This window comes from Pseudoalteromonas shioyasakiensis, from assembly GCF_001550135.1.
Lineage (GTDB): Bacteria > Pseudomonadota > Gammaproteobacteria > Enterobacterales > Alteromonadaceae > Pseudoalteromonas > Pseudoalteromonas shioyasakiensis.
The window spans coordinates 242,297-268,481 of the sequence record NZ_LRUE01000013.1 but is presented as its reverse complement, the minus strand read 5'-3'; the positions used below and the strand labels follow the sequence as shown (position 1 = coordinate 268,481).

Here is a 26,185-nt window from a genome sequence, read left to right as displayed (position 1 = left end):
GACATCATTCTGCTATTGCTTTGCCGAGCATTTCATTTAAGAAATGCCAAATGACAGCTATTGCTACTGGGTGAAGTGGCAAGCCAATAGAGTGTTGGTTATACACTCGCCCACTTTTGAGCGCTGGGCATTTTAATCCCTGCTTTTGCTCCTTTACCGTATGTAAGTATACTCGCAGCTCATCTGCACCATAAAACTCGATAATATCTCTATAAAATGCTCTTATCGAGGCTCTAGCAACATCAAGCTCTATATCACCTTGTCTTATCCCAAGATAATATTGAACCCTAGAAGCGAGTTGCTGCTGTGATATATTTAACCGCCCATAAGCCATATCTAAACAGATTGACTCAACAACGGTCATTTTCGGCGATATAAGTCTCGTATCGCTCTCAAATTCACTTCCGCATTTCATACAATGCCCATCTAATGGTGGAATTGGCTGCTGCTTCAATTGGCCTACATCATTACCACATGAATTACACTTTGAGACCAACGCACACTTGTGCTTAGAACAGTGTTTCACGCCGGGAACTTGGTGATCACGATGGTAATAGGGGATACCAAAGCTTTCGATATCCTCTTCTACACACTCAGAACACCAACGCCAAGGTTGTGCTAGCTCACTACCTTTGATGTTAAAAGTAACGTTCTTTGAAAGATTGCGGTGATGTTCAAGTTCATCTTGAGAAATAGATGAATTGAGCATATTGAAGCATGTGTGCTTGGCGTGAACATCACTAGGAGCCAACTTTAAAGCTTCAATCAGTTTTTCAAAATCCCGGCTGATGAATACGCCCGGCAGATGACGATAATGTGTTAATTGCCATTCATGACGCATAGCACTGAAACCCCTATAGCTACTCATGACATATGAGCGACCAACCAAACCAAATAAATCTTCGCCGGGAAGTAGTTTTTGTAACTGCTCCATTAAGAATTTTCCGAGATAATACTTGATTTTGGGCCAGAGCCAGCTTTCAACAAGGTTTTCGTTCCAATTTTTGCAGCTAGCTTGGCATCCATCACTGGTACTTTAGACCGTTTAGATTTTACTTTTGCTTTGCGCACTTTATTCAGTTCTTTTTCGACTTTTGCCTCCGCTTCTTTGTCCGTGTCTAGTATCAATTGCTCCTTCTTTTCCTTATCCCGATTTTTTAATTCAAACTCAGATTCCGCCAACTGCTTTGAAATCTCTTTATTGATCTCTACTAAGTCAGCTAAAGGCGCTAAGTCTTCATATAAGTGGTATTTTTCATTTTTAAGAGCTTTTAAAGGCTTTTGAAGCTCAGAAAACTGCTGACGGAATACGTGAGATAACGCTTTTATCGTCAAGCCTTGCTCACCCTTGTCAAACTTAGACATATGACTCAATACGGCTCGCATTAAGCTAATCGCGATAGCTGGGATGCCTTGTGTAAGGCTATGCAGGTGACGCTTTAAGTGCTCTTCAGGGTCATGCTTGCCATCTAATAAATGACACAAGTTTATTTCCTTGAAGAATCGGTTCCAAAAGCCACCTTCGACATCTGCCCCTAACAATAAAAGACTCCCATCAATTAGAGTTCGGCGGCTAATAGTTACTTCTTTACCAAATAGCTTTAAAGTCGATAACGTGCCAATAAAGAATAGTGGTACGCCTATACGGTTAAAAATCTCCTCAATAAATTTAATTGAGGTTTTCTCATTTTTAATTAAGGCTTTTTTGTCATCATCAGTAGCAAAATTTGGTGCAATATTCTGAGCCTCATCAATAACTAATATACCAACATAATGTTTAAGCATTAATTTACGAACTAAACGAATAAGATCATCAACTGAATCGACATTTTTTACATCACGTGTTAAATATGGAATTTTAGTAGCGACTTGAATAGCTTCTATCACGGTCTTTAGAAATGCTTTTTGCCCTTTTCGATTATGAATTTGCACATAAAGATATGGGATTTGAAGCTCTTCAATTTCTATTTCATTACCATCAGGAGTGATGTAAGTTGAATGATAAAGCTCGTTTTGTATTAGCTTTAATATACGAAGCATCAAAGACGTTTTTCCGGCTCCGCTTAGGCCTGCCAGCAAAAAGCTTCCGTTTGCTCTTAGCATAGAATCTATGTCCTGCCCCGTAATGGTTTTCAAGAGAACCGCATCATGCTGATTTTCATCATCTTGGTGAACAGCCGTAAGCATTTTATTTTTGAGTACAGGATCTGCGGGGTTTCTATTTATGTACCCCGCTTCAATCATTCGACGCAGTTTCTCATACAAAGCGTAAACTTCATCACGGGCAATATAACATTCAGCCAAATTATCTATTGCGCTTCGGATATAATAACTGTGGTATTGAACTGGAACTTCGTTTAACGTTCCCAATTGCGTAACGCCGTCATCGCATGCCTTTTCAACTTCTTCCTGCAACATTGGGTATCCTAACCCTTCAATTAACGGATTGCCTTTGCAGCTAGGGTTTGGATGTGAAATGTATGTAATATTTGTCATTTGAATTCTCCTATGCTGCGACATTTTTACGTTTGTATGTTGGGTCTAATAGTTCATCACCACCTACCACATGGGGAACTGGTGTTTCAGTGAAATTGGCTGCATCTTCCATCGCTATTAACAAATGTTGATATTGAACTTGTTTTTCCATATCACCATGTTGCTGTTTTCTTTCTCTTACAGTCTTATCAGGGCTAACCGCTTGAGACTTCTTCAGCTTGCGAAGCTCTTCTTTTACAGTATTGTCCAGCTCTTCGAGCGACATATTCACAAGAATACGGTCACTAAAACGCTTCTCATCAAGTTGGGCCAGCAGCTCTTTCAGCTTTTCTTGATGTGCTAAAACTTGCGCCCATAGTCGGTTTTTGTATTGACAACTTCGCTCCGTGATCTCCATTTGAATTATCTTTTTAGTCTCAGGATGACGACACCAAATATGGCTAGAATTGACATCGGTATATCGAATTTCCACTTTAAATCGACCATCATTCTTCGCTTTATCCAGCCATTTGAGTTCCATCACTTCAGGGCTGTTGTAAAACACACCTCTAAATCTGACACCTTTATCTGTGACCGTAGCGTGCTCCTTTTTCATCAAAGCAAACAGCAGCGAGGCTTTAGATTTTTTAATGGGTGGAAAAATTGACTGCTTGATTCCCCAATTCCAAATATCACGAGGTGTTAAGCCAACTTCATCGCGACACATTTCAAAATTATGATTATCAACTCTCGCTGCCGTGTTGTTACGATGGATGATTTCTTTAATCAAACGTTGCATAAACTGGCGATAGGTATATACCGCACCTCTTGATGGATGGGCATCTTCTTTTTTTGGAGCCTTATAAACCTTACCTTCGTGCTGAGGTATTGCTTCTCCTTGTATAGTATCGAATGCTTTTTCAACGGTGCCTTTACAGTCACCACGGTGATAGGCATTAAAATTCGCAGCTTTAATACCAATTTTGCCTTTTAACACTGAAGTAATCGCGTTATGGCTGTTTTCTGTGCCTCTATCTAACGTTATTTCGTTACAAATATCAGCACACGGCCAATCATCATGGCTTATTTCGATACCAAACTGTCTGCAAAACTCAACCTTGTCTGTAAAAGCATTAAATAGTGCTTGCGATTCTGCTTGCCAGTCGGGACCGTGAAAACATACATGAACACCAACTATCATTGAGCTAACAACATCAATAACAAAGTAAATTGTTGGACGCCCAATACTCAATTGCTCATCGTTTGAATACTCATAACGAATGTAAACATCAGCCGTTGTGCTATCTATTTCATAGCGGCTTCGTGGACCTCGTAAGCCATGAGCGGCTATACCCGGTTTTCCAGCGTGGTCTTTTTCATACACAATACTGCCTGTGCGCCTACGGATAAACTCCAATGTTCCAATACATTTTTTTAGATAGCGTTTAAAAGCTCTCGGACTAATTAAACGGACTCGCGGTAAAACAGCATAAAACTCTTCAGCAACATCATCTTCTGTAGTGCCTTCCGGTCTGATCGCGACCACGCAATACTCTTTACAGTAACTCTCATACAAGTCTTGCAAGTTAACTTCTTTCAAATCTTTCAATTTTTTTGAAAACTCAAAAATCTTGTCTTTGTCTTCAACTGTTATGTATCGATATGCGTTTCCTGATTTGGTTTCAGGCCCGGGTTTAGATTTTAGGCAGGTGCTGCCATCTTTGTTATAAATTGGCTTTTTAGGACCAACGTATTTTTTACCTAACTCTTCATAGTGAGGTAACAGGGCATTCGGCACACTACCGTATCGAAAGTATCGATTAATCGACGCTTGAACCCACTTTCGACTGCGTTTAGACTCCTTGATTAAGCGAGCTAATATGCCACTTGAATCACCAAAAAAGTATTGGTCCAACTGAATAGGGTCTTCCACTAAACTTGAAATTGCAGCATAAGCTTCATTGCGCCTTCTGATCCAACTCGGCTTAAGCTCGGAATCTTCAACCATCAGAAGATCTGAGTGATCATGTTCTTCCAATTCTAATTCTTTAGATGCTAACTTTTCCTGAACCCAAGAAAATGATTGCGCTTTAGGACGCTTGGGTGGATCACATAACATATCTACAACAGCGACTTGCTCTCGTTCTGGGTTTACGTCAACAATCAATAACTCTACTGGATTTTTATTCGTACTAACCAACTTCTGATTAAGCTGCATATTCCACCTCCACAGGATTAGCGATTAGAGGTCGAAATAATTCAATTTCCTGAAACAAGTCAATTTTAATATCTTTAAAATACGCTGCTTTTTGGAATAAAGCTTGAGCGTGAAACAGCTCCAAATTTAGCTCATCAGATACCTTTTCCAGAATATGTCGTAACGTATAAACCGAGTACTTGTCCTCATATTGACGAAACGATTTAATGAATAATTTATAAAATTTGTCGCTAACATCGAGTAATTCTGGGGACTCAAAACACTCTCGGAGATACTCTAAGTTGTAGATATAAATTGGTGAATAACACTGTTCAGTCATTAACACCCACTCAATCTCTTCTCTTTGCCAGTACTCTCGTTCAAGTTTTAACTTTTCCCAAGTCCGATTTGCGGTTCTGGGGTTCGCTAAATAATCTAGAGATTGTTGGTACTTAAAAGAGTAAACAACGACTTTTTCTTCATTGTTTGGTAAGCGGAACGTTACCACCAAATCAGATGTCATTGTTTTAGCAGGGATAACCCCGTCATGTTCAAAACGCTCTTTGTAAGCACCGGGATGCTTAATATTAAGCTCTGATGCCAAATCTAGTGTTTCATTGAGCGGCAATGGAAACTGCTCTTTGATATCGATAACATTTGGCATAGCCTCAAGTAGAACAAATAACTGCCTTTCACCACGGCTGTATAAGTGGATGGTTCGGTCATTAAAACGATTTAAGATCTCCTGACCCTGACCATAAGTGTGAGACTGTCGAATTGTGTTCCAAGGCTTATACCCATACTTTTCGACGTCATTGTGATATGCAATGATTTTATTCAACTCTTTTTGAGTGATTTCAGGCTGTTTTACAGTTTTCATGATTAACTCCTATAAATTTCTTAAACTATAAATTCATAGCAGCTCATTTTTCATACAGCAAATTGTAATACTTCTTACAATTCAATACGTTATTTTATTGTTTATTAATTATTCCACCTCCTTATAAAGGAGTTGATTGAAAGACAATTCATTAGATATCAGTCAATTAAAAATACTTATTATACAAATATGTATAACTAACTAACGATTTCCAACAAACACGTCAAAAATTGACACTTTCTTAATTTTCATCAAGTTAAGAAATTTCAATTTTTTTGCAAAAATTTCATTATTAACTGTGTTTTGAGCTACAAAATGAGACCTCCAGCTACATTGGAGGTCTTCCCAATTTCCTTAATCAGTCGCCTAACAGGGCGATGTCATCTAATAAAGGCATGCTTCCGTGCGACAGTCCTTGCAATTCCCCGCAAATCGCCATCATTTGATTAGTAATGCCGCCAATTTGCCCTTCGCGTTTCTTCCAGATCCGCTGCATCGCTGATTTTTCCTTATCCAGCTCCAAGCGCATTTGCTCTTGGTGATCGACTACTGCCTTAATACGCTGCACAAACTGCGTACTACAGATGTAGTCATAGAGCGCTTCCATTTGCTCATTTTTGCCTACGCTCACCGCTTTTTGGCGCTGAGCTTCGGTTAATACCGTTCTTAGGGCTTCTGATAGCCCCTTGGCTAACGCAGGTTTAACTAACCAAACGCCATCTTTCATTACCATTGGCTCTTCAACTCCCGCTGGGAACGCCGTAGAGACCAATACCGCGATATCACCACCGACTTCTTGCATGTCGGCCTTAAGCTTAGTGATCCAGTTGTTTGACCAATTCTCAGCACGTTTAGTCTCCCAAACAATCTTTCCGCAAACCGTACCAGTTCTTAATCGAACCGTTTGAATGACGTCCGCACCACGAGTGCCTTTTCCAACAGGGTCGATATCGTCTAACGGATACGCCTGAGCAAGTTCATGCTCTAGTTCAAGCTCTAACACTTCTCCCTGAAGTTGCTGTGATCCCTGTTCCAACTTGCGCTTTAGATCTTCATTAGCCTTTGACGCATCATCGATTTTCTTTCGAAGTTCAGCTTCTTTAAGCCTGAACTCATCACCAATGGACGCACGCAGCGACTCCTTTTCACTTTCAATACGACGAGCCAACTCAAGCTCCATATCCTTTTGCTTATCTTCAAGCTCAGTTTTAGCTTTGCGCAATGCAAGTTCTTGCTCACGGAATTTTGCCAATTGCTCTTCTTTGGATTTCAAAGACTCTTCCAAAGCATCATGCTCAAGTTTGACCGACTCCCGGATCTTGTCCTCCGCCTTTTTCTTCTCTTCAGCAATTCTTGCTTGCAATGATTTCGCGCTGTCTTGGCTTTCAGCAAGCTGCTCTTGAAGCGTTTCAATCTGCTTCTTGAACGTTTTCGCAATAGACTTTTCAGCATCTTTTGCGGCTTGCTCTTGAAGACTAACCAGCTCTTTACTGAGCAGTTGCTGATATTCATCTTCGTGTTTTTCAATCAGGTGTTTCGCAACAGCCTCCTTGATTGGGAATTCACTGTTACAGTGCGGACAAGCAATTTGGTCTTCGGCGTTAAGAATGATTTTTGAGTTCATGGCAAAATCTCACAATAGTTAAACACATGCCAACTATTACAATCTTGATGCCAAAATTTATCTTATTGTTTTATATGGATTTTATCTAAAAAAAACAAAAACAAATGTAATAATGATTACATTTTGGTGAATTTATTTACCCTTGTTGATGTTTGAAAAGTGCTATTGGAGGGAAATATAAGCCTTTTGTTATCATCAACATTATCTGAAACATCAAAAGGAATTATCCATAGTTTTAATTCATTACTGTATGCGAATGGGAATTCAATGGGTTCAATGAAGTCATCATGACTGGGATAGATCAAGAACAGTTCTCCATAACCAGATAAGTATTTGTGCCCGTAAGCAAACATTTGATACAAATCGCTCTGTGACAACCCAAATTTATCAGTGCCATTGTCTTTTCTACTGTCGATTAATTTCCATTTTGTATCTAATACTACAATTCTCTTTCTACTTTCTGTAATGAGGAGGTCTGGTTGTAAACGAAAAAATTTTCGTTTATTGAATGACACTAGCGATTCAGCTTTTGCTTGAGTCTCAAGAGTCATATTTTTAGGTATCTGCGTTGCTAAAATTGAAGCTACATAGCTTTCGAAAACAGTTTCTAGTGGAAATAATAACGATGACGCATAACTGCTGCCCGTCATCGTCAAGGGAGAAAATCCTTCGAGAATTAACTTAGCCCAGTCAAAGGGTTCTTTATAATAATTCATCCCCCGATCTAACTTAACGGCAGACAAATCATTTTTAACATTTGTGCTTAAAGGGATACCTGTAAAAGCAAATAAAAGTTCTTTAGCTAATTTTTGGTTTGCAGCACTAGAAGAATAAGTTGAGACTTTAGTTAATGCTAAGTGAATTAACCTATTAACTGGTCTATCAAGTACAAACTCATCATGTTCAACATAAAATTTATGTTTATTAATTGAGTTCTTTTTCAACTGCTTACTTACTAGCAATTTTCCCTTCAAAAAAGAGAGGTTGTTTTCACATCCAATATAATCACTTCGTAGCCCCTTTTTAATCAGTACGTTCACTGAATCAAGGAATTGACTAATAAATACTTCAAGTAGTGGCATTCTAGACTTAGATAAATTGGCACTATTGGTACTAATATGACGGAAGGAGCCTAGTGTTGCCAACATATTCAGCAATGAATTACGTGCTCTAGCTTGACCGTCTTCGCCACCCAGCTTTCGACCGATCTTAGGCAAAACTTCAATTTGAGTGCCATCTGGCGTAAACAGCACCCCGGCATAGTTCTGGAGTTGGAGTACCTCGGTATTATCTATACTCTTTAAAGTCAGAAATCGGCTTTCAGATTCGTCACATAGGCAAAGTTGCTTCAAGTAAGCGAATGATGATTGACTGATTCTACTTATGCGTTTCGAATGCTTTGCTTTTTCGCCAACACCTAAATAGCCAAATTCAAATACTGTTATTGCAGCTTGAATCCTTTTCACTGCTTAATCTTCTTTTTGTGCTTTATAAATGCCTATGTATGCTTCCGGCTTATTCCACACATCATTATCAAAAGGCAAAAGCGTATAGCTTTTTTCTTCTTGTTGATAATTATTCAAACCGTGGTTATTGCCAAACAAGCTATCAAACGATTGTTTTTCTTCTCTTACAAATTGCAGCTCTTCGACTTTTTGGTTATCACCAAGTACTAATCGTATTTTATTCCAGTCCTCAAAAAAGTACTCTTCTAGCAATGGAATTATTTTGTTTTTAAATACTGACTTTAGAGTTCCAAATGCTAAGTCCTGTTTGCCTACTAAATCTTTAACAGGGATGAAAAAAGCATGACCAAGTGTATGCTCTCTGTCGTAAAGTACTTCAATGCGCTGATTCATCTTGCTAAGTAGTGCTTCCAAATCTATACCGTTAATTGACACCTCATTAAACAACTCAGGTCTAGGCATCATTTCGACAAAATCAAAGCGGCGACGAAGCGCAGTGTCCATCATTGCTAATGAGCGATCCGCCGTATTCATAGTTCCGATTAGATACAAGTTTTCTGGAACACTAAACGCTTCACCTGAATTTGGCAAAACAACTTCTAATGCTTCGTCTTGCTTCTCTCCAGACCTTTTCGATTCCTCTATTAGGGTAATCAATTCACCAAATATTTTTGAAATGTTACCCCTATTTATTTCATCAATTACAAGTACAAAGTTTTTAGCTTCACCTTGTTTCGGCGCTTCAAAATCATTTACGTTATATGTTTTTTTAATATGGTTAAGGATCGATTTAACATACGATGAATTATAAATTTTCTTAACACTTAACCCGCGATATAACTTTCGTATGTTATCAATTGAAACAGGGTATCCCCTTCCTAAATCTTCGTGTGAAGTTGCTTCTGGGAACACTCTAAACGTAGTGTTGCCATGATATTGCACATCAAAATCATTTCCACGAAGTGTCTTTAGCGTAATAGTAGAGGTTTCTTCTAATTCGGCTTTAAACAGCTCTATTGCTTGTTCTAGAGGATCATTATCTGGCTCAACCCCTTGGCGAGCATCTTCACAAATTTGCTTAAATATACCGGGTTCAACATCATAAGAAATTTCTCCGTTATTTGAATTTGCTTTCAAGCCCTCAACAAATTCTTCGTAACCATAACTTTGATGAAACGTAACAAATCGAACTCGTTTTTCTTCTACCAATGAGTCATACTTTGCCTTCAGCTCTTTTCTTGAACTTGCTTGGAAACTAGGCTCCGCAGCTTTAACAGCAGCCTCAACAGTGTGGTATGTTTTTCCCGTACCCGGTGGGCCATATAATATGGTGTTAAGGGAAGTCGGGGCATCATCCATTGAATACTCTGCCTTAGGCTCTTTTACCTGTTTTGACTGTTCAAGAATTTGCGCCACCTCATCATAGCCCAATGAAAACTTATATATTTCAGCTTCACTCCAATCCACTAATTCAGATATCGAGCTAAATTTTTGTAAACCTTCGTTTGAAGGAAGAGTACTCACGATCCCAGAACCTGCGTAGTCTTCTCCACGAATAGCTAGATATTTTTCTCTAAGACCTTTTTTAGCGTTAACCGTATCAATTTTGACAGTAAAACAATCCGTATCTATGCCTACCGTATATGCCAAGTATTCTGGGGAGTCTTTAAATGGGTATATTTTGGCCCAGTTGTAAGAGAAAAAGTTACCACCTTGATTAATTGGGCTTTTTCTAATTTTTACCGTTCCAGATGGGAACATTTTTTTCTGTAATGCTTTAGCCCACCGCTCAGTTATAGCGTATGCATCTTTTAATTGCGGGTAATCTTGTTTTTGTTCTATCTTTTGAGGATTACTTTTTTTACCTTGCCACTTATTAAGTAAATCAAAATGTTCTTTAATGAAAAAATCCATGTATTAAATCCATATTTTAAAACTTTAGTGTCACTGACTCTTTAACATCAAAAGCCTTAAGCTCACAGTATTGTTCTGAGCGTTTGCTAAATATTTCATCGTTAAGCATAACCACATCATCATTTACTTCTGAATTACGCTCATCCAACCCTATTCCCCAATGTAATGCACCAAGCTCACTAATGATGTACCTGTTGTGCAAAGCTTCACCGTTATCTCTTTCTATCAATGAAGTTAACGTTAATGAAGCAATACCTGTTGAATTAAAGTCGATATGTGTGGTTATTGCATTCATCAAAAACTGAATCGAAGGTACATCTGCACGGTCTTTTAGCAATATAGTAATTTCTTTACTTTCGACGGGTGAGTTAGCACCGCAAAGCTCTATAAATTTAACCATCGGGTTTAACATAGCGGGGCGATGACTAAAATATGGATCTACAAAGGTAATTCGAGAGGATAGCCTTAGAAAATCGGCCGTTGCTTGCACCATTTCATCCAAGCTTTTTTGCACTAATCTTTGATTAGGAAGAGATCGAATACCATCGTTCAAATCAGCAGAATAAATAAAATCAATGCCCCTCACAGCTTGACCTGCTGGTTCATTTAAACAAAAAACATGCGAGGGTGATTGCTGATGCGCGTTTATGCAATTTTCGAGAAAGCTAAGATTTCCATCTATTCCAGAGTTCCTATTAACTAAACAAGTCTCTTCAATAAACTGAAGTAATTCAATCAACATAGTTTGCTGATCTTCATTTACTTCTTCGCCCTGCACCTGAAGCGTTTTTCTTCTGAACTTACTAAACTTTTGTAACTTACCAACAACTCTAGGTGATTGTCTTGAAAACTCTCTAAGGAAGTCGTTGAAATTCCGACGGGACGTAACAACCTCAGTTAAAAATTCCGGCTCAACTAAGTGTTCCACCAACATTATAAATACTCCTCTCTACGTTCAGAGAAGAAGCCTTGAGGCCATTTAGATGTAAATTCACCGTCTTCATCTAGTTTGATTCGTCGGGCGATAACACCTTCGTCAGATGGTTCAAAGTAAACAATTGAAATATCATCTTTATCAACTGGCTTAAATCCTTCAGGTAACTCTTCATCAGTTGTTTGCCTTACACGTTTTCTCAAGCGAAGTATTAAATGTTCACTGTGTGTTTCTATTAAGAAGTTAGTTGCTCGCCCGGTTTGTGTTAGTAAATCACCAATGGCGACTTGTATTCGAGGATGAACATGTAATTCAGGTTGCTCACAAGCAATAACCCCTTTATTTCTGCTTAGGGCTGCGACTACCAACGGCATTAATTGAGAAATACCTACACCTATATCACTAGGAGTGACGGGCATATCATTATTTAAATCGTATAACGTATATGAGTATTTCGATTCAGGAAAATAATCAGGTGGTACTGCCGCGGAAAAATTAGCATATTCAGATATTAATTCTTCGAGCTTCATTTCTGCATGATGCAATGCACCTGTAGGATGTTCTCTGGCTAATTCTTCAAAGTGTTGCTCAACTTTATGAGCTAAGCCGTAACCCAAAGCTAATTTGTTATCTTGAGAGATCCACTGATCTACTGAGGTAATTAGCTCGCTATCACCTCTAGCTAATACGTCCCACGCTGCCAAACCGTCATGCCAATCTTTTTGTTCTACATATGGGTTCGGTTGATGTAAGGAATCAGGTATTCCTCTTAATGGACCAATACACAGGCTGTCATTTAACAGCTTTTTAAGGTTATCTAATGGAGCTACAAGAATGTCGCTAAGTAGCTCAACAAACACTTCATTTTGTTTTTCGTTATCCAAGCTTAGTGATGATTTAAGCTTTCTTCCTAATGGTGGTAATGCACCTGATATACCTTCTATGCCAATAGGTACGTGAATTAAAGTTTCGCCTTCAACTACTATTAAGTTGTCAGCACTCTCATATTTGTTCCGAATATCACGTTCATCATTAATCGCTTCATGAAAGTCAGAAACAAAACAATCGTCAGTGAATACTTTAGGTTCGTCATCTCCATCAAACGGAACATCTGCACCTTGAGCAATTTCTCTATGAGTAGGATTGTAAATACCCTTTAAGTCTAAAATTTTGTCATAAAGCCCATTATGAATTGGCAAGTCACTATCAAAACAATCAATCAACCAATCATCATGATCTTCTGGCAAGAGCAGAGGGTGCAAATAATTTAAGCTGGTTATTTGTGGTTGCTTTAATCCCGCATCAGAAGAAACTTCGGCAATCTCAACACCATCAAACCACACTTTATAATTTGAGACATAGGCCGTTTGATGTTGTTCTGCCCATGAGATAACAAACTCTAATGTTACCTTTTCAACATCAATGACTGGGCTGCTAATACGAACATCAAGCTCATCTTCTTCAAGTAGATCTGCTAAGAAATCATAGCTATTTCCGACTCGATTTCCTTTGTCATACTCTATTCGTATTGTTATGGATTCTTTTAAGTTCCTGCGATGAACAAGGTTTTTAAAACCACCAACTAACTTACTGCCTAATGCTTCTATTCGTTGAGGGTCACATTGCCCTTTGTCCAAAATTTGCTGAAGATAGAATAGTGCCATCAATACCGAGCTTTTGCCGACACTATTAGGACCAAATAATAAAGTTACAGGCGCGAAATCTATAGTTTGCTCTTGTTTAAATGACTTAAAATTGGTTAATGATAATTTTGTGATTTTCATATTTTTATGTTGTAGAGCTAAAAACTCACATCCTTGTTAAATTCATAATTCACCAGAAAATGCTTTTTGACTCAATGAACTAAAAAACTCTTCGTTGATTCTAGGTACTATGCTTGTTTTTCGCTGCATCTTTTGAATCTGGCTCAAGATTAAATCAAATTTTTCTAACAATTCTCTTGGTGGCAAAGGCATGTTTAAGTCATAAATATCTGCGTTACTAATATTGGCTTGTCTCACACCTCTATTATTTTTAGTTATCTCTGCTTTAATTCTTGGTTCGCCAAGAAAGTACTTCAGATAGTTTTTTGTTAAAGAGTTCTCAACAACCTTGATTTTTGCCACGCGCTGATTAAGGTAGTATTTTTCGTATTCGTCAGTCACTTCTGTAACATTTGCATAATCATCCTTACCTACCGTCCCAGTTAAGCTCATAAGTAAGTCGCCAGCTTGCAGTTCATACTGCTTTAACTTTTCAGGATTCTTAGGATTTATAAACGCTATACCTTTTGTCGTAAAACCAACCTTGTTAGCATTGCCAATCTTGACTACTGGAACTCCAGTTTCCTCAAAGTCACCACTTTTAAACGCATAACCACCTTGGATGTGAATTAGATCTTTCATTGATCTCAACTCCCAACATTTGGGGTTAGCAACAGGGTCACCAAACATATTTAGGAATACGCTGCGGAGGAAGTCGTCGGCGAGTTCTATGGCTTGTTGGCGTTTGCGGCGCACGCTGTCGGCTTTATCTAAAATCGCAGCGATTCGTTTTTGCTCATCAAGTGGTGGTAGTGGAATTTTATTACCTTTAACAGTCTTATCCGAAACTGCCGGGTAATTCGCCCCTGTTGCCTTAGACATCATATCTGAAACAAAAGAGCTAGTTTGTACCCAATAAAACAAATACTTGGCGCATAACTTTTCAGGTATTGGTCTCAAAACACAATAACCTGTTGATGCAGTTGAGCCATGTAATTGTTTAGGCACTAGTGCAACCCCATTGAGGTTCGGTCTTACGGTAGCCACTATTACGTCATTATGGCAAATTAATTGTCTAGCCCTACTAGGAGCTTCACTTGGCAAAACCTTTGGTACTAATGCGCTATCTATAACCTTGTTAGCTTTATCAACCGAACTTAAATCAACATAATTAAATGAATCGGTATTTTCAGATTTTGTTGGGTTCCAAGTTTGAACTTTACTAACAAGTTTACCAATCTCAACTAAAGGCCAACTCACAACATTGCCTCCAAATCTTGCAAGTCCGCTAAAATTTCTTTTTCAAGTTTCACTAATGAATTTAAAATGACCTTAGGGTCTTCAAAAATTTCTTCTTTATAATCATCTTTTTTGTAACGATTTACTGTTAAATCATATTTTTGTTCTGCGATTTCCTTTTTACTGACCCAGAAATATTTCTTGTTATCTCTTACAACACGATCATTTAATTCTGAGTCAGCTTCCGACTTATCACGGGCTTTAAACTTGGCTACTAAATCAGGCAGGTCGTTATCTTTAATCGGAGTGCGCTTATCATCTAATGAGAATCCATCTGCTTGTAAGTCGTAAAACCAAACATGGTCTGTTTGAGAGCCTTTGGTAATAAAAAGAACAGCGGTAGATACCCCAGCGTATGGTTTAAATACGCCAGATGGTAATGAAACAACACCTTGAAGTTCATTATTTTCAACTATGTGTTTACGTAATTGTTGATGCGCATTTGATGACCCAAATAGCACACCATCAGGCACGATAATCGCGGCTTTACCACCATTTTTCAGTAACCGAAGAATTTGGGCAACAAACAATAGCTCTGTCTTTTTGGTTTTCACCATACGCAATATTGCAGGGTCTACGTCTTCTTCATCTAATGAGCCTTTGAACGGTGGGTTGGCTGCGCATATGGTATAAGAGTCTTTACTTTGCGTTGGGAAACGCTCTGTAAAGCTGCCACTTAATGTGTCTTGGTAATGAATATCTGGCTCTGTCACACCATGCATTACTAAGTTCATGGCGGCGATACGTAACATGGTGGTATCAAAATCGAAGCCATGAAACATATCGGTATTGACATGATCACGATGTTCAACCAGTAAATCACCACTAAAGATATTTACCTTTTGCTCTTCGCCTTTTTCATTCACTACTGTTTCAGTATGAATACCTTCAGGAGAGGTATATTTCTCCATTAAGTACTCATATGCCACCGTTAAGAACCCGGCAGTACCACAGCTAGGGTCGATAATGCGATCTTCATGAGTTGGGTCTAGCATTTCGATCATGGCGCGAATGATATGGCGCGGTGTTCTAAACTGACCATTAATGCCTGCTGTTGTTAGCTTGCTTAGAAGATATTCATATAAATCACCTTTGGTATCGCTGTCTTCCAATGGCAATTTGTTGATCATCTCAACCGCGGATTCCATTAACGTTGGTTTTTGGATCATGCATTGTGCATCTTTCATAAACTCAGCAAACAATGAACCTTCACCCGAAGTGCTTTTGAAATGAGGAAAAACCTCATCACGCACCACTTTTAACATGCTGTCTTTATCTTGATGTATAAAACGGTGCCAACGAATATGTTGTTGGTCGTCACTAAAGCGGCGCTTGAACTCTCCGCCTCTTAGCTTTTGGCGTTTTTCATCGCGCTGCTCATGTAAGTCGAGCAAACGGGCATACATTAAAAAAGTGATTTGTTCGATAACGGTCAGAGGGTTAGCGATACCGCCCGTCCAGAACTCTTCCCATAACTTATCAATATCGCTTTTTAATTTACCAGTGATCATAATGTTCTCTTTTCAATTCTAATTAGTCTTTAAAAGACGTATCTAATTTGTTTAACGGTGTTGGTAGCTCTAATGACTTTAATAATGAAAAAACGTCATCTTCGCCGCTACCAAGCACACCTTCATATATTCTGTTGTATGGCGCTTTGTCTAAGTCCGCCATTTTAATACCGCCGCTTCTGGCAATGTGACCTATCAACATATCGATGATACGCATCGCCTGAGGTGGCATTCGATGGTTTTGCAATAAAGCCGTGAAACTCTGTTCAATATATTTAGCATCCATGCCAACAATACTGCGCAGCAACTTGTCTAATGGTTCAGTGGTGTCCGGGTAAAACGTTTTAAGCGTCTCAATATCCAAATCAGCATATTTGGCATGAATAACACCATTGAGTTGCACAATTTCATTTTCAGTAACTGGTTGCCCATTTCTGATTTTTTGAATAACTGGATCACTTTCAAAAATCGGCTCTAACGCTTCCTGCACTTTTTGCTGATAAATTTTGTAATCAACTGTATGAATATTAGTTGCTCTCGCTTTGTATTCAGTTTCAGCGTCATCCTCGATTACATCCGTATATTTAGGGCCGGGATTAGGCGGAAGGATTTCCCCCTCAAGCAAGTACATAATTTCTCTTAACGCAATACGATGCAGCTCTAACTCATTAAATGTGATGCTGTGCCAATTATTGTCATCCATCAAAAACTTGATTTCAGAGGCTTTGGTTTGCACTTGAGCTGTATTTTTAGGTAAACGTTCTAACACACCTTTAATTTCAAATTTAAGGTCACCAATTGCTTGAGGATTGAGTAATAGTTCTGTTTGTGTTTGGGCAATTAAACAATCCCAACGTAGCGCTTTACTTTGCCCACGAATATCAAGCCAGTTCATCAATGGCGCAATTTCGCTTTCAAGTAATGCGACTGTTGGCTTGGCAAACTGCTTTAACAGCTTAGCGTCTGACATTTGTTCAACGATTTGCCAATTGTCACGTACATTAATGTTCTTAGTATCTAAGGCTGTTATGTCTAGTTGAATTAACTTAATTACTGTTTCAAACGCAGGGATTTCTAGTTTATTTAGCGCAGTTGCCGCTAATAACATTCTCAACTCGAAACGCTTTTGCGCTAGTGACTTGCTATTAGTTGGCTCAACTTCTTCGTAATCAAATTCGAAATAATCAAAATTATTCCAGTGATCAAAGATTAAGAAGCGCGTTTTATGTTTTCCTTTACCAAACAAGTTTTCACATAGACGTGTACCACGGCCTATCATTTGCCAGAATTTAACCTTCGATTTTACAGGTTTGGCAAAAACAAGATTTACCACACTTGGCACATCAATCCCGGTATCTAACATATCAAATGATATCGCCAGCGTTATTGGGTCTGGTAACGATGGATCTTTAGCCTTTTCTTCCTCAGTCACTTTAAACTGATCGATCAATGCTTCAGCTCTTGGCTCATCTGAGTGAATAACTTCACAAAAGCCGTTACTTAGCTCTGGATACATTTCATCGAACAGTTCTTTAAGCAAACGAGCGTGATCGATACGTCTGGCAAAGATAATCGACTTACCAATTAATTGATTGTCTTTATCTTTGATACCATTTTCCATTAAGTTTCGGAGTACTTTACGGTTGGTATCTTTGTTTAAGATCGCCTTATCAATGTCTTTTGAGTCAAACTCAAACTCGTTAGGGTCTTCGCCTTGATCTTCTAACTCTGCAATTTGTTCATTGGTTAAAGAGTGTTGGTTAATACCATCTCGCATGAACTTAGTTGTCATCGAGACAATTTCATACGGCACAAGATGATCTTCTGCTATAGCTTTTTCTAACGGGTAATTAGCAGTTGGGTCTTTATACCCGCAATCAAACAATTGACAAGTTGAGCGCGAGACCATTTCTACAGGCGTTGCGGTTAAACCAACTTGTAAACAATCAAAGTATTTAAAAATATTGCCAAATACGTTGTAGATTGAACGATGCGACTCATCGGCAACAATTAAATCGAAGTAACCAACGTCAAACTTTTCATAGATCCCCATCATGCCCGGATAGGTGGCAATGAATATACGCGCTGTGCTTTCGTATTTTTTATCGCTCTTTCCTACAACATAAGGTTTAACACCTAAGAACTCGACAAAAGCTTGGTCAGCCTGTTTCCGCAATTCTTTTCTGTCACATAAGAACAGAATACGCTTTGCCCATTTAGCGTCTTGCAAGGATTTAGTCAGTGCAATTGAGACACGAGTTTTTCCCGTACCCGTTGCTTGAACGATCAATGCTTTTCTACGTTTTTTCTCAAACGTATCGTGTACGCGAGAAATGGTCTCTAACTGATAGCGACGACCTGCAATGCCTGCATCGATAGTGACATCTGAAAGCTTTTTCTTTTCAACTCGCTGGAATTTAACTAAATGTTGTAACGAGCCTTTTGAGTAGTATCCATAGATCTTTCTCGGCGGATAACCTTGAACATCATCCCATATATAGATGTCATGTCCATTGGTGTAAAAAATGACTGGTCGCTGCCCATGTTCCTTTTCTAAACCATCTGCATAATCTTTCGCTTGCTTCTTGCCTATGCGAGCATCTTTTGACGTTTTCTTGGCTTCAACAACAGCCAAAGGCAACCCATCGTCATCCCACAGAACATAATCTACAGAACCATTTCCTGACTCTGTGGGTTGATACTTAACTGGTACTTCTTGTCCAACTTCGTCAGTTGATACTTCATTTTCTGCAACATCCCAGCCTACTTCACGCAATTCCATATCAATAAGGTATTTGCGCGTTTCCACCTCGCTGAAATCCAGTGTTCTAGAGATAGATTGGCTGTTTGTTGTAAAGGCTTCAAATACAGGCTCATCACGAGTAGCCGTTGCTTGTTTCGATTCAGCTAATATTCTTTCGTTTACTAGGCGCTGTTCTTCTAACTCAGCCATTGCTTGCTGATAAAGAGCGTCACTCTTTTCTAATTTTTTCTTTAATTTGCTCGCCGCTGAAATATCGGTATTAAACTCAATAAATTCAGGAACCGTATCAGCTTTGACATTGTGATAACTACAATAAAACCATGCCCCTAGTTGGTATGACTGTTTAACGCCAAACATCGCATCTTTGTCAGTGCCTTTGTTTTCATGAGCAGCCTTGTTACCCAATGTTTTAATGGCGTGAAATTTATCTAAAACAGGTGCTGAAGCTAGTTGTATAAAGTCTTCACCGATTAACTTTTCGTGGAATGTAGCTTTTGGCAAGCAAGGTAAGTTCAATTTACGGTAAATAAAGTTAACCATAAATTCACCGAATGAACGTAGCTTAATTAGCGCACTTTGTGGGTCGCTAAAAGCATATTCTTCAGCGTAAGCACCAAAGTCGGCTAATTCAGGCCAGTCTTTTCTTAAGAACTCAAAATTCATTGATTGCTTCATTCCTAGTTATTCCTTATTTCCTATAATCGCAATTGCAATGCCAACTCTATTTTTCAGGCTCATTTTCAGAGATCATTTTCAACCGCTTCATCATATTTCTCAAGTTTTGATGCAAACCTAAACTTAACATATCGGTCGCTTTTCCTTTAGCACCACCAGTTGCTTTCAAAGCTGCCTCGATGTATTTTTTTTCAATATTTTCAGTTATTTGCTTAAGGTCTACCACATCACCATACGCAAGATGCACGTCAAGTTCCTGTTGTTTTTTCTCTCTGTTAATTAAGGCACCTTGAATATCTAAATCAGATATTTCATCCTTGTCAGAAAGTAATAATGCTCTGTTTAAAGTACTCCAAAGTTCGCGGATATTACCTCGCCAAGGCTGAGATAAAATAAACTTCATTCCTTTTTGGGAAATTTTTTTACTTTTGTAATTAGAATAGCTTTTTGCACTATCATTTATTTCACTTGCTAAAGCGTGAACCAATGGTTCAATATCTTCAGTTCTATCTCTCAACGGAGGGATTTCAACAATACCTAGAGCAAGTCGATAAAATAGATCTTCCCGGAATTCACCGTCTTCTACCATAGCAACTAAGTTTCTGTGTGTAGCAGCAATTACTCTGACATCAACGGTTATTGTCTTGTCATCGCCAACGCGGGTGATCTCACCCTGTTGCAATGCTCTTAATAGCTTCACTTGCACATCTAGCGACAACTCGCCAACTTCATCTAGAAATAATGTTCCACCGTCAGCCTGTTCAAATAAACCTTTATGGTCTTTTAATGCACCAGTGAACGCCCCTTTTACATGCCCAAAAAGAATTGAATCGACTAGGTTTTCGGGTAAAGCGCCACAGTTCACCGTTTTTATCGGTTGAGAAGCACGACTGCTAGCTCTATGAATCGCATTGGATATAACTTCTTTACCTGTGCCCGTTTCTCCCAACACCAAGACGGGTAAATCAAGAGGAGCTAATTTCGCTGCTTTATCAACAAGCTCAAGCATTTGGGGTGAGACTGCAATGATGTCTTCAAAAGCTTTGTCATTGGTAGGTAATTTGGTTGCCTTAGAGGATATAGCCCTAGCTACAGACGCATCATGTTCTGCAACAAAATCAAAAGGAATATCATCTAAGAATACTTTTCCTTCCGGGTTTGACTGGTAAAAGTAAGTATTACTTTTGGCCTTCCCTAAAATAATACTTACCGCTGACATTGCTGGCGTACCAGAAGTAAGGTTTATATATAGACTTTCACTTTCACCAGAAAGCTTGTTTATCCATTTTTGTGACTCTTTAGATATAGAGTTGTAGTCTATTGGACTAGCGATGCGAACTCTATTTATTGAAACGTCTTCATAAGGTCTATGTGCAAATGCCAACTTTTTCTTTAGCCATTTTTCATACTGGTGCCACTTTTCATCCCAAGTGTTAGAAACGATAACGATTTTATCAAAAGGATATTTACTTTTTAGTGCAATAGAACTAATTGCAGCATTCATATCCTGTTCCATATTTTCGATATCGGTTTTACCTAACCAAGTAAATAAAGTTTTCACAATCCACACTTATTATTCTTATTCAATTGTAAATAATCTTACCTTATCTAATATTTATTACATACAAAAAAGGTGAGCTAATTTGCTCACCTTTTTATACATCTTCAACAACCTAGTTAGTTTCCATGTACATTTGCGGTTTCCAAGTACATTTGTTCAGTTTCCAACTAGTATTGTCGTGATCATTAATCAAACCTTAGTCACGGTATGTCTCTACCGCTGGGCATGAACAAACTAGGTTACGGTCGCCGTATACGTCATCGATACGGGTTACTGTAGGCCAGAATTTGTCTTTTGCTACGCTTGGTACTGGGAATGCTGCGTAGAAACGGTCGTATGCACGATCCCATTCATTGCCTAGTACGTCTGCTTGTGTGTGCGGTGCAAACACTAGCGGGTTGTTTTCAATTGACCATTCGCCAGATGCGATACGGTCGATTTCTGACTTGATTGACACCATTGCTTCGATGAAACGGTCGATCTCAACTTTAGACTCAGACTCAGTTGGCTCAATCATTAGCGTGCCAGCTACTGGGAATGACATAGTTGGTGAATGGAAGCCGTAGTCTTGTAGACGTTTAGCTACGTCCATTTCTGTTACGCCTGTTTGCTCTTTGATTGGGCGTAGGTCAACAATACACTCGTGCGCAACGCGGTTGTTACGGCCACGGTATAAAATTGGGTAGTGTTCGCTTAGCTTCTCAGATAAGTAGTTAGCGTTCACGATAGCCATTTCTGTTGCTTGTTTTAAGCCTTCAGAGCCCATCATGGCAATGTATGCCCACGAGATTGGTAAAATAGCTGCTGAGCCGTAAGGGGCAGCAGAAACCGCACCGTTACCGATGTTTGTGCCAGCAACATTAATTACGCTGTGGTTAGGCATAAATGGCGCTAGGTGAGATTTAACACCGATTGGGCCAACACCTGGACCACCACCACCGTGTGGAATACAGAATGTTTTGTGTAGGTTAAGGTGCGATACGTCAGAACCAATTGAACCTGGGCTTGTAACACCTACTTGCGCGTTCATGTTTGCGCCATCCATGTACACTTGACCGCCGTGCTGGTGCACGATGTCACAGATTTCACGAATTGTTTCTTCGTAAACACCGTGTGTAGATGGGTAAGTGATCATGATACAAGATAGGTTTTCAGATACCTCTTCGGCTTTCGCTTTAAGGTCTGCCATATCAACGTTACCGTTTTTATCACAGTCAACAACCACGATTTTCATGCTTGCCATTTGTGCAGACGCTGGGTTTGTACCGTGCGCTGAACTTGGGATCAAACATACGTTACGGTGACCTTCACCGCGTGACTCGTGGTATTTACGAATCGCGATTAAGCCTGCGTATTCACCTTGTGCACCTGAGTTAGGTTGTAGTGAAACAGCATCGTAACCTGTGATGTTTACTAACCAATCATGTAACTCTGTCATCATGATTTGGTAACCCGCAGCCTGATCAAGTGGGCAGAATGGGTGTAAGTTTGCAAACTCAGGCCAAGTGATTGGGATCATCTCAGCTGTCGCATTAAGTTTCATTGTACATGAACCTAATGAGATCATTGAGTGGTTAAGCGCTAAGTCTTTGTTCTCTAGGCGCTTGATGTAACGCAACATTTCAGTCTCGCTGTGGTACGAGTTGAAGTTAGGGTGCGTTAAAATTTCGTCATCGCGTACTAGGCTTGCAGGAATTGAGTTGCTGCCATTTACTTCGATTTCGTTTGCAAGTGCATCAACGCTTAGGCCGTGATCTTCACCTAAAATGATGTCGAATAGCTCAGCTACGTCTGCACGGGTTGTTGTTTCTGATACAGAAATTGAATATTCACCTGCGCGGTTAGACGCAAAGTTAACACCGTGCTCTACTGCACGTGCAACGATTTCGTCTTTGTTATCTGCAACAACAGTCAGTGTATCGAACCATGTGTCGTGCTTAAGGTTTACACCTTTCTCTTTTAAGCCTGCTGCTAAGATGTCTGCAAAACGGTGGATACGCTCAGCGATAGTTTTAAGGCCTTGTGGACCATGGTAAACCGCGTAGAACGCTGCCATGTTCGCTAGTAATACTTGCGCTGTACAGATGTTTGAGTTGGCTTTTTCACGACGAATGTGTTGTTCACGTGTTTGCATTGCCATACGTAGTGCGTCGTTACCTAAACGGTCTTTAGAAACACCGATAATACGACCAGGTAGTGAACGCTTGTACTTGTCGCGTGTTGCGAAGAATGCAGCGTGTGGACCACCGTAACCCATAGGTACACCAAAACGCTGTGCTGAACCAAGTACTACGTCTGCACCTAGTTTACCTGGTGCTTTAAGCATTAATAAGCTCATGATGTCTGCAGCAACACAGGCAATCGCTTTTTTGTCTTGTACTTGTGCGATTAGGTCAGTTACGTCAGTGATTTCACCGGTTGTTGATGGGTATTGGAATAATGCACCAAAAATCTCATGATTAGCCGCTTCGCTTGCAGGACCAACTACTACTTCAAAACCAAACTGGTCTGCACGTGTAGCAACAACGTCGATAGTTTGTGTGTGTACGTCATCGGCAATGAAGAAGATGTTTGCTTTTTTAGCTTTAGCAACACGCTTTGCAAGGCCCATTGCTTCTGCAGCAGCCGTTGACTCGTCAAGTAATGACGCGCTTGCTAAATCAAGACCAGTTAGGTCTAGGGTCATAGTCTGGAAGTTTAATAATGATTCTAAACGACCTTGTGCAATCTCTGGTTGGTATGGTGTATACGCAGTGTACCAGCCTGGGTTCTCAAGTACGTTACGTAAAATTACGTGTGGTACGTGAGTTGGGTGGTAGCCTTGACCGATGTATGATTTGAACACTTTATTTTTGCTTGCTACTGATTTTAAGTAGCTTAGTGTTTCAACTTCAGTGCGGCTTTCGCCAATTGATAAACCTTGCTCTAAGCGAATGCTTGCAGGTACCGTTTGACCGATCAGCTCTTCAACACTCGATACTCCAAGAGCGCTCAGCATGTCGCTTACTTGCGCTGGGCTTGGCCCAATGTGACGGCGAATAAAATCTTGCTTTTGCTCTAATTGTTCAAGAGATTTGGCGTTTGACATTTGTCCAGATTCCTATGATCCAAAAAAAAGTGGTTACTGCCAATGGGTAACTGGCAATAACTTAAAAACAGGTTGATTCAGTAACTTACAGCGTATGGAAAAGTAAGCTATAAAATCATAAAAGCCCCAACTGGATACCCAAACCGCTTGATAATACTTTATTCAGGGCGATGTGAGCATTTTCAATTCAAGGCATATTGATGCAGGAATGGCATTCCCTTTTAAATCAATATAACGATGAAGTGATATTGCTCACACGCCCCGGAACGGTGGGTTTTAAATTGCTTTATTCTGCGTTAACTGATTTCGATTTAGCCCACTAGATCTTCAATCAGTCGCCTTGCCAAAAGCAATTTAAATTCCCACTGAATTTTGTATATTCAAGTGGTTTGGGTATCTCTGGGGCTTTTTAGTCGGCGTGACTAATTAATTAGTCTTCGTCGATTGTGTTAGCGTAGCCTTCAGCGTCTAACAGGTTATCAAGCTCTGATGTGTCAGATGCTTTGATACGGAATAACCAACCGTCAGTGTACGGGTCGTTATTTACTGTTTCAGGCGAATCTTCAAGCTCTTCGTTGATTGCAACGATTTCACCGCCGATTGGTGCGTAGATGTCTGATGCTGCTTTTACAGACTCAGCTACTGCGCAGTCTTCACCCGCGTCAACTTCATCACCAACTTCTGGTAATTCAACAAATACCATGTCGCCAAGAAGTTCTTGTGCGTGCTCAGTGATACCTACAGTAAACGTACCGTCACCTTCGTCGCGAACCCACTCGTGTGAAGTAGCATATTTTAATTCGCTTGGGATATTGCTCATCTTTTTGTTCCTTTGGTTTATATTGGGTGATAACACCAAATTTTTTATAGTTTAGATAACTGATTTGCCGTTACGTACAAAGCAAGGTTTAACAACCTTAACGTTAACCAGTTTTTTACGCATCTCTACTTGGGCTGTTTCGCCAGTTGAACGCGGAACGCGTGCTAGCGCAACACTGTGACCAAGGGTTGGTGAGAATGTACCAGAGGTAATCACCCCTTCACCACCTTCAACGATGACTTTTAAACCGCTACGCAATACGCCTTTTTCTTCAAGCACTAAACCAACTAGTTTGTCTGTGCACTTATCAGCGCGTTGCTGTTCTAATACTTCACGACCGATAAACTTACGATCTTCTGGCTCCCATGCGATTGTCCACGCCATGTTTGCAGCAAGTGGAGAAACACTTTCGTCCATATCTAGGCCGTAAAGGTTCATACCCGCTTCAAGACGTAACGTATCACGTGCACCTAGACCCGCTGGCGCTACGCCTGCGTCTAGAAGTTGTTGCCATAAATCAGCAGCTTGATCGTTAGGCACTACGATTTCATAACCATCTTCGCCAGTATAGCCTGTTGTCGCAATAAATAAATCACCTGCTTGCACACCAAAGAAAGGCTTCATACCTTCAACAGCAGCTTGTTGCTCTGCGTTAAGTACTGTTGCTGTTTTAGCACGTGCATTAGGGCCTTGAACGGCAATCATTGCAAACTCAGGACGCTCAGTAACCGTTACGGCGAAATCAGCTGAAACTTTAGCTAAATGCGCTAAATCTTTTTCACGTGTTGCTGAGTTAACTACTAAACGGTAGTTCGTTTCTGAGAAGAAGTAGATGATTAGGTCGTCGATTACGCCGCCTTCTTCGTTAAGCATACCTGTGTAAAGTGCTTTACCCGGTACAGTTAACTTAGCAACGTCGTTTGCAACTAGCTTACGTAAGAACGCTTGTGCTTGCTCGCCTTGAATATCGACAATAGTCATGTGAGATACGTCAAACATACCTGCATCTGTGCGAACCGCATTATGCTCTTCGATTTGTGAGCCGTAGTTGATTGGCATTTCCCAGCCGTGGAAATCAACCATTTTTGCGCCAGCTTCAAGGTGCTTAGCATGTAAAACTGTTTTAGAAGTCATAATATTCCTTCACTTTTAAATTAACCCACAAGTTGTGGGGCGTGGCCTCAATTTAATGAGGGGGAATAACATGGGCGGCG

Annotated in this window: 16 protein-coding genes; all 16 read right to left on the bottom strand. The window is 39.8% G+C overall.

From position 1 onward, the window contains the following. Positions 1–4: 4 nt before the first annotated feature. The 16 genes from PASHI_RS06475 to gcvT all read right to left on the bottom strand — a co-directional run bounded on the left by PASHI_RS06475 (position 5) and on the right by gcvT (position 26,105). On the bottom strand, positions 5–934 hold the full coding sequence (locus PASHI_RS06475) for a TniQ family protein (RefSeq protein WP_062564972.1): 930 nt from the start codon (positions 932–934) through the stop codon (positions 5–7). Further along, the gene (locus tag PASHI_RS06470) at positions 934–2,496 is read right to left on the bottom strand and encodes an ATP-binding protein (protein WP_062564971.1); all 1,563 of its coding nucleotides are present in this window, start codon (positions 2,494–2,496) and stop codon (positions 934–936) included. Before PASHI_RS06470 ends, PASHI_RS06475 begins: the two co-directional genes overlap by 1 nt. A 10-nt stretch (positions 2,497–2,506) precedes the next feature. Further along, positions 2,507–4,693, bottom strand: coding sequence for a Mu transposase C-terminal domain-containing protein (locus tag PASHI_RS06465; protein WP_062564970.1), 2,187 nt, complete (start codon positions 4,691–4,693; stop codon positions 2,507–2,509). After that, entirely contained in the window at positions 4,683–5,552 is an 870-nt protein-coding gene (locus PASHI_RS06460) for a TnsA endonuclease N-terminal domain-containing protein (protein WP_062564969.1), read from the bottom strand. The genes PASHI_RS06465 and PASHI_RS06460 overlap by 11 nt, the downstream gene beginning before the upstream one ends. Positions 5,553–5,910: 358 nt before the next feature. After that, positions 5,911–7,176: a DUF2130 domain-containing protein gene (locus tag PASHI_RS06455; protein WP_062564968.1), complete on the bottom strand. Its 1,266-nt coding sequence runs from the start codon at positions 7,174–7,176 to the stop codon at positions 5,911–5,913. A gap of 116 nt (positions 7,177–7,292) precedes the next feature. Further along, on the bottom strand, positions 7,293–8,642 hold the full coding sequence (locus tag PASHI_RS06450; protein WP_082710876.1) for an McrC family protein: 1,350 nt from the start codon (positions 8,640–8,642) through the stop codon (positions 7,293–7,295). Between the two features lie 3 nt (positions 8,643–8,645). After that, positions 8,646–10,556, bottom strand: a complete 1,911-nt coding sequence (locus PASHI_RS22205) for an McrB family protein (RefSeq protein ID WP_062564967.1) — start codon at positions 10,554–10,556, stop codon at positions 8,646–8,648. 16 nt (positions 10,557–10,572) lie between these two features. Continuing rightward, positions 10,573–11,490, bottom strand: a complete 918-nt coding sequence (locus tag PASHI_RS06440; protein WP_062564966.1) for a hypothetical protein — start codon at positions 11,488–11,490, stop codon at positions 10,573–10,575. Then, positions 11,490–13,274: an AAA family ATPase gene (locus PASHI_RS06435; protein WP_062564965.1), complete on the bottom strand. Its 1,785-nt coding sequence runs from the start codon at positions 13,272–13,274 to the stop codon at positions 11,490–11,492. Before PASHI_RS06435 ends, PASHI_RS06440 begins: the two co-directional genes overlap by 1 nt. A 42-nt stretch (positions 13,275–13,316) precedes the next feature. Further along, a complete protein-coding gene (locus tag PASHI_RS06430) occupies positions 13,317–14,513 on the bottom strand; it encodes a restriction endonuclease subunit S (protein WP_062564964.1) in 1,197 nt (398 codons plus the stop codon). Continuing rightward, positions 14,510–16,063 (bottom strand): class I SAM-dependent DNA methyltransferase, encoded by a 1,554-nt coding sequence (locus PASHI_RS06425; protein ID WP_062564963.1) that lies wholly within the window; start codon positions 16,061–16,063, stop codon positions 14,510–14,512. The genes PASHI_RS06430 and PASHI_RS06425 overlap by 4 nt, the downstream gene beginning before the upstream one ends. 22 nt (positions 16,064–16,085) lie before the next feature. Next, the gene (locus PASHI_RS06420) at positions 16,086–19,502 is read right to left on the bottom strand and encodes a DEAD/DEAH box helicase family protein (RefSeq protein WP_062564962.1); all 3,417 of its coding nucleotides are present in this window, start codon (positions 19,500–19,502) and stop codon (positions 16,086–16,088) included. 46 nt (positions 19,503–19,548) lie between these two features. Further along, positions 19,549–21,063, bottom strand: a complete 1,515-nt coding sequence (locus PASHI_RS06415) for a sigma-54 interaction domain-containing protein (RefSeq protein ID WP_062565103.1) — start codon at positions 21,061–21,063, stop codon at positions 19,549–19,551. Between the two features lie 196 nt (positions 21,064–21,259). Then, the gene (gene gcvP, locus PASHI_RS06410; protein WP_062564961.1) at positions 21,260–24,151 is read right to left on the bottom strand and encodes an aminomethyl-transferring glycine dehydrogenase; all 2,892 of its coding nucleotides are present in this window, start codon (positions 24,149–24,151) and stop codon (positions 21,260–21,262) included. A 430-nt stretch (positions 24,152–24,581) separates the two neighbouring features. Then, positions 24,582–24,971: a glycine cleavage system protein GcvH gene (gene gcvH, locus PASHI_RS06405; protein WP_054551324.1), complete on the bottom strand. Its 390-nt coding sequence runs from the start codon at positions 24,969–24,971 to the stop codon at positions 24,582–24,584. A gap of 51 nt (positions 24,972–25,022) precedes the next feature. Continuing rightward, the gene (gcvT, locus tag PASHI_RS06400) at positions 25,023–26,105 is read right to left on the bottom strand and encodes a glycine cleavage system aminomethyltransferase GcvT (protein WP_062564960.1); all 1,083 of its coding nucleotides are present in this window, start codon (positions 26,103–26,105) and stop codon (positions 25,023–25,025) included. Positions 26,106–26,185 lie beyond the last annotated feature (80 nt).

Excerpts from the sequence above, each read along its gene's own strand:
- PASHI_RS06475 (WP_062564972.1), bottom strand. The coding sequence starts at position 934 with ATGGAGCAGTTACAAAAACTACTTCCCGGCGAAGATTTATTTGGTTTG.
- PASHI_RS06470 (WP_062564971.1), bottom strand. The coding sequence starts at position 2,496 with ATGACAAATATTACATACATTTCACATCCAAACCCTAGCTGCAAAGGC.
- PASHI_RS06465 (WP_062564970.1), bottom strand. The coding sequence starts at position 4,693 with ATGCAGCTTAATCAGAAGTTGGTTAGTACGAATAAAAATCCAGTAGAG.
- PASHI_RS06460 (WP_062564969.1), bottom strand. The coding sequence starts at position 5,552 with ATGAAAACTGTAAAACAGCCTGAAATCACTCAAAAAGAGTTGAATAAA.
- PASHI_RS06455 (WP_062564968.1), bottom strand. The coding sequence starts at position 7,176 with ATGAACTCAAAAATCATTCTTAACGCCGAAGACCAAATTGCTTGTCCG.
- PASHI_RS22205 (WP_062564967.1), bottom strand. The coding sequence starts at position 10,556 with ATGGATTTTTTCATTAAAGAACATTTTGATTTACTTAATAAGTGGCAA.
- PASHI_RS06440 (WP_062564966.1), bottom strand. The coding sequence starts at position 11,490 with ATGTTGGTGGAACACTTAGTTGAGCCGGAATTTTTAACTGAGGTTGTT.
- PASHI_RS06435 (WP_062564965.1), bottom strand. The coding sequence starts at position 13,274 with ATGAAAATCACAAAATTATCATTAACCAATTTTAAGTCATTTAAACAA.
- PASHI_RS06425 (WP_062564963.1), bottom strand. The coding sequence starts at position 16,063 with ATGATCACTGGTAAATTAAAAAGCGATATTGATAAGTTATGGGAAGAG.
- PASHI_RS06420 (WP_062564962.1), bottom strand. The coding sequence starts at position 19,502 with ATGAAGCAATCAATGAATTTTGAGTTCTTAAGAAAAGACTGGCCTGAA.
- gcvP (WP_062564961.1), bottom strand. The coding sequence starts at position 24,151 with ATGTCAAACGCCAAATCTCTTGAACAATTAGAGCAAAAGCAAGATTTT.
- gcvH (WP_054551324.1), bottom strand. The coding sequence starts at position 24,971 with ATGAGCAATATCCCAAGCGAATTAAAATATGCTACTTCACACGAGTGG.
- gcvT (WP_062564960.1), bottom strand. The coding sequence starts at position 26,105 with ATGACTTCTAAAACAGTTTTACATGCTAAGCACCTTGAAGCTGGCGCA.